This window comes from Brevibacillus sp. HB2.2 (genome assembly GCF_013284275.1).
In the GTDB taxonomy this organism is placed as follows: domain Bacteria; phylum Bacillota; class Bacilli; order Brevibacillales; family Brevibacillaceae; genus Brevibacillus; species Brevibacillus brevis_D.
The window spans coordinates 1-3033 of sequence record NZ_JABSUV010000084.1; the positions used below are offsets into that span (position 1 = coordinate 1).

The 3033-nt window shown below is 47.9% G+C and carries 3 protein-coding genes; 1 reads left to right on the plus strand and 2 read right to left on the minus strand.

The features are described from left to right. Positions 1-72: 72 nt before the first annotated feature. Positions 73-918 carry an archaetidylserine decarboxylase gene (gene asd / locus HP401_RS35485; protein WP_016741205.1) on the minus strand — a complete coding sequence of 282 codons (846 nt, stop codon included), beginning with the start codon at positions 916-918 and terminating at the stop codon, positions 73-75. 159 nt (positions 919-1077) lie between these two features. On the opposite strand from asd, the gene HP401_RS35490 reads away from it, so the two are divergent. Beyond that, complete coding sequence (locus tag HP401_RS35490; RefSeq protein ID WP_173607608.1) at positions 1078-1998, plus strand: diguanylate cyclase domain-containing protein; 921 nt, start codon at positions 1078-1080, stop codon at positions 1996-1998. On the opposite strand, the gene HP401_RS35495 is transcribed toward HP401_RS35490, so the two are convergent. Continuing rightward, a complete protein-coding gene (locus HP401_RS35495) occupies positions 1999-2904 on the minus strand; it encodes an MraY family glycosyltransferase (RefSeq protein WP_253721218.1) in 906 nt (301 codons plus the stop codon). It abuts the gene before it with no gap. Between the last annotated feature and the right edge of the window lie 129 nt (positions 2905-3033).

The following is a 3033-nucleotide window of genomic DNA, read 5'->3' on the forward strand; positions in this document are numbered from 1 at the left end:
TACATCTTCATCTCCTAAGAAAAAACAAGTCCAAGGCATTTGCCCTGGACTGTGAACTCTTCTTCTCGTTCGTTATTCCGCCTTCTTTGTCGCGAGCGCCTGCCCCATCAAGAGAGACTTCCCTTTTTCAACGCCTGTTGCCCATTCGAGCTCGTTGGACTCCAACAGCAAAATGACGGTGGATCCAAATTCGAACCAGCCCAGCTCTGAGCCTTTTTCATAACGAGGTGTCCCAGCAATCTTCTCGTGGGTTTGGCGACCGTGCTTGATGTTCGTCGTAGCTGTGTTGTAGCAGACCTTCACGCTGCCTACAAACAAAGCTCCTACTTTTACCAAAGCCATATCGCCCAAGCTATCTGTTTTGATGTGAGTTACCAAGCGTTCATTGCGAGCAAACAAACGGTCTACGTTTTCAATCCCGAGCTTGTTAACGGGATAGAGTCTGCCAGGCAAATAGCAGTAACTGCTCAAATCGCCCGTTACTGGCATATGAATCCGGTGGTAATCCCTTGGACTCAAATAAATGGTGATAAATTTGCCACCGTAGTAACGCTTGGCCTCTTCCTCCGAACCGCCCAAAAGCTCACTCACACTGAAATCTTTTCCTTTTGCTTGAATCAAGGTACCTTCACAAATATCCCCCAGCTGCGAAACGGTTCCATCTACCGGGCTGACGATGGTATCTGGGCCAGGTGCAATCGGTCTCGCTGCGGGCTTCAGGCGTCGGGAGAAGAACTCCTTCAGCGTACGGTATTCTGACGCCGGCTTTTCTATGATCGACGTATCAATTTGATAGTGCTTTATGTATCGTTGAATGGCTAATCGACTAAAGGGAGTAGCGGTAATTTTGCCCATAGTCCGTGACATCGCGTTTTGTGGCAAGCGATGGATGAGACCTGGGAGCAGCTTTTTGCCCATAAGAAAATATGCTCCTTCGTAAAACAACAATACCCTTACTTTACCACTTCTGCTAACAGCCAGTAAACCCCGCACTATTACCAGAGGTTCATCATTTTCTTTGGCAGTCTTGCTATACTATAATCATTCTAAGAAGCCACTTATCAGGAGATATCGGTTATGGAGAAGAAATTCGATATTACTACACTTATCAGTCAGCATGGTGATATCCTAACCAGTCTATTCGATCATATGTCGGACATGTTCTTTCTCATGGCTGTCGAACAAGATGCGGACGGGGAGTATCTGTTTCGCTATGTCTTGATGAATCCATCCGCTATGCACGTCGCCCTATTGAGCGAGGAAGCATACGGAAAAACGTTTGACGACGTGTATCCTCATGAAAAAGCCAGCTTATTGCAGCACATGTACACACAAGCAGTAAAAAGCGGGAGTCCGATCCATTTTACTGCGAATGGCGACATCATTGGCGAATCCATTCTTTCTCCTGTCTACGATAGCAATGGTGTATGCACGCATGTCTTTTCCATTACCCGCGATGTTACCGAGCGCACAAACCTGGAGTCACAGCTGGCCTACATGGCGTATCATGATGTGCTCACGGGATTGCCGAACAGGCGCCTCCTCTCCGAAAAGCTCCAGCAAGCTCTACGTGCTGCCCAATCAAAAGAGGAGATGGTCGCTGCCCTCTATTTGGACTGTGACCGCTTTAAAGAAATCAACGATACATGGGGTCACGACACAGGAGATCTATTTTTGCAAATGCTCGCTACACGCCTCAAGTCATCTGTTCGAGATGGCGATATCGTCGCACGTCTGGGTGGAGACGAGTTTGTCATCGTCCTGACCGGCATTCACTCTGAACGTCAGGTTGAAAAAATTGCGAATCGTATCCTGCTGGCGACGCAAGAGCCGTGGGTGATCGAGGACCGGACTATACCGTTTTCGACAAGCATAGGCATTGCCCTCTATCCGGCATCTGCAAGCGAAGCTGAACAACTATTGAGCAATGCAGACAAAGCACTTTATCAGGCCAAAAAGACAGGGCGTAATCGTTTCTTTTTCTTTGACCCCATTTGATTATTGACTGTAAAACAAAAACACTGCCATGACGGAGAACAGCAAGCTCACCATATACAAAATGATGACCGTCTGCTTCGTTGACAACCCCCGGGACATGAGCCGATGATGAACATGTCGGCGATCCGCTTGGTACATGGGGGAGCCTGCCAAAAGCCTACTGATAATGACCTGCACGGTGTCTACGACGGGCAAGCCTACTGCCAGGACAGTCACGACTAATGAAATGATCGTAGCCCCTTTCATTGTTCCTTCCAACGAGATCACGCCGAGAGCGAATCCCAAAAACATCGATCCCGCATCACCCATAAAAATTTTCGCCGGATAGAAATTGAAGCGTAGAAAAGCGAGTGCAGCACCTGCCAGTGCAACTGCCAATAATGCTGTTAATTCTTGACCTTTGAGCATCGACAAAAAGAACAAGGTCACCGCTGAGATCGCGGTAGCACCGGCAGCAAGCCCGTCGACTCCATCCAAAAAATTCACCATATTGATCAAACCAACGATCCACAGCACGGTCATCAGCAGAGAAACAAGGATTGGAAATGAAATGTACGTCCCTTCCTCTCCCCCCAGCCACATCAAATTGATTCCCCGAAAGCGAATATCCATGAGGAATGTCATCATCGCTACCAGTAACTGCACCATTAGCTTCGGCAGTGCCGGAAATTCTTTTTTCTGCGACTTGTACGTATCGTCTATCCATCCAATGGCCACCAACACGGCCCCGCCAACTGCCAAAACTGCAACGGTTTTTTGCGCCCCTGCAAAAAAAGTTGACACCAACAAGAGACCGACAAACATCGCCAAACCACCAGATAATGGGATCGGCCTGCTATGTCCCTTTCTCCCCTTTGGCATATCCAGCAGCTTTGTTTTCCAAGCCAGCCAATTTGCTGCCGGCATTAACAAATACACAACAAAAAACGAGGAGAGTCCTGACACGATATAAGTAAACAGCTACCCTCACCTGCTTTGCCCATCATTTTGTCTTTAGTGTGGACAAAATAGGAACAAAAAAGCCGCCTCTGTAAA

Coding starts and splice junctions, on each gene's coding strand:
- asd (WP_016741205.1), bottom strand. CDS start 918: ATGGGCAAAAAGCTGCTCCCAGGTCTCATCCATCGCTTGCCACAAAAC.
- HP401_RS35490 (WP_173607608.1), top strand. CDS start 1,078: ATGGAGAAGAAATTCGATATTACTACACTTATCAGTCAGCATGGTGAT.
- HP401_RS35495 (WP_253721218.1), bottom strand. CDS start 2,904: ATGCCGGCAGCAAATTGGCTGGCTTGGAAAACAAAGCTGCTGGATATG.